The organism is Bacteroidota bacterium (genome assembly GCA_034723125.1).
Lineage (GTDB): Bacteria > Bacteroidota > Bacteroidia > CAILMK01 > JAAYUY01 > JAYEOP01.
Window position 1 is genome coordinate 1 of record JAYEOP010000471.1, and the last position, 1,970, is coordinate 1,970.

Annotated in this window: 4 protein-coding genes; all 4 read left to right on the forward strand. The window is 31.7% G+C overall.

Annotated features, from left to right (window positions below; translation table 11 throughout):
* On the forward strand, positions 1-227 hold a 227-nt coding region (locus tag U9R42_12260; protein ID MEA3496791.1), incomplete at its 5' end, for a DUF4172 domain-containing protein.
* 402 nt (positions 228-629) lie between these two features.
* Positions 630-962 carry a type II toxin-antitoxin system HigB family toxin gene (locus tag U9R42_12265; GenBank protein MEA3496792.1) on the forward strand — a complete coding sequence of 111 codons (333 nt, stop codon included), beginning with the start codon at positions 630-632 and terminating at the stop codon, positions 960-962.
* Between the two features lie 20 nt (positions 963-982).
* Complete coding sequence (locus U9R42_12270; GenBank protein MEA3496793.1) at positions 983-1,270, forward strand: helix-turn-helix domain-containing protein; 288 nt, start codon at positions 983-985, stop codon at positions 1,268-1,270.
* A 1-nt stretch (position 1,271) separates the two neighbouring features.
* Positions 1,272-1,970: CNNM domain-containing protein (locus U9R42_12275; protein ID MEA3496794.1), on the forward strand; the 699-nt coding region annotated here is incomplete at its 3' end.

Sequence of the window (1,970 nt, forward strand, 5' to 3'; positions counted from 1 at the left end):
TTTGGGACAAACATAAAAACACAGAATTGAATAGTCGTCAACGTTTAATGCTTAATAAACTTTTTGATGGTTTTGACGGTAAGCTTAAATCATCAAAATGGGCAAAGATTACAAAGTGCTCGTCAGACACAGCTTTGCGTGACATTAAAGATTTAATCGAGAAAGGTGTTTTGAAACAAGAAGAATCAGGTGGGCGAAGCACAAATTACGAATTGAATGAGTTTTAAAACACTGGCTCTAATTGAGTAGGCGGCTGATCCGTACGGACAAGTATTCCTTCGTTAAAACTACGGCTAACAAAGTGTATCTCTCACAATTTATTCCGCACCTTTTGGTCGGGACCACCAAGCCCTTCAACTTCGTTCAAGATAAACCAATCGGGTCTTACCGAAGGTATTCGGCACAGGCTGTACTTGGCGGTTCATTATATAAAAGAAAAAATTAATTGTGTTTTTGGATTAACATCTTTTTTGACCATAGAAAAGTTGAGTAAAGGAAACATATCCTTATATTTGACAAAAATTTAATCGGTGGTTAGGGTTATTAGACAGACTGCCGTTGTGCAATATTGAAAAAAAACCACCAATATTTCCCTATGTGAAACTTTGTTTATATCTTTGCCATTAGATATGAAAATACATTTAATTAAAAAGCAGACAATTGAAGATTATATCAAGAATAATGCGAGAAGTAAAGCATCTTTTGAAATATGGTTTTCAATTTTAAAGCGTGCAGACTGGAAAGAACCAAATGAAATTATATCGACATTTAATAATGCAGATATATTAGGAAAAAGTTCAGACCGAGTGATATTTAATATAGGTGGTAACAACTACCGAATGATTTGTCGGTATCATTTTGGGACTAATCAAGTTCATTTGTTTGTAAAGTGGATTGGAACACATGCAGAATACACAAAACTATGCAATGAACAGAAACAGTATGAAATAAGTTCTTTTTAAATAACAAGAAAGGGTAGAAAATGGAAATATTAAAATATTCAATAGTAAAAACCAAGGAACAATATAATGAGTATTGCAAAATCCTTGAAAATTTAGTTTGTTTGGAAAACCAAAACATGCAAGATGAAGTAGAATTATTGACTTTACTAATTGAAAAATGGGATAATGAACATAATTCATTAATGGATTTAAACCCAATTGAATTACTCAGATCACTAATGACTGAGAATAATATGAAATCAAAAGAGTTAGTTGAAATACTTGGATTGTCAAAAGGAACAGTATCCAAAATATTAAACTATAAATAATATGATACTTCTATTTTTTTATTTATTTCTTGCCTTATTTGTTTCATTTCTGTGTTCTATAATGGAATCTGTTTTACTTTCAACCCCGGTATCTTTCTTGAATGTGAAAGAAGAAAGCGGACATAAATCAGCAAAAATATTTATAAAACTTAAAAACAACATAGAAAGGCCATTCTCGGCAATTCTTTCTTTGAATACAATTGCCCATACTATTGGAGCAGCTGGGGTTGGAGTACAGGCAACAAGGATATTTGGTGAATATTATTTTGGAATTGTTACAGCTATCCTTACACTTTTGATACTGGTTTTCTCTGAAATAATTCCTAAAACGATAGGGGCAAGATATTGGAGAAGAATGGCATTGGTTTCCGGAATAATTATCAATATTATGGTAATCATTACCTTTCCATTAGTAGTAATGACAGGTTATTTAACAAATTTGTTTTCCAAAAACAAAAATGAACTAACTTCTAGTAGAGAAGAAATATCCGCAATGGCAAACATCGGAACAGCAGAAGGAATTTTTGATGAAAAAGAAAATAAAATCATTCAAAATATAATTCGGCTCAGAAATGTTAAGGTTTCGGAAATAATGACACCAAGGGTAGTTGTTGCAATTGCAGATGAAAATATGTTATTAGAAGAATTTCTTATAAAAAAGGAATTCCTGCATTATTCACGTATTCCTGTCTATTCAGAA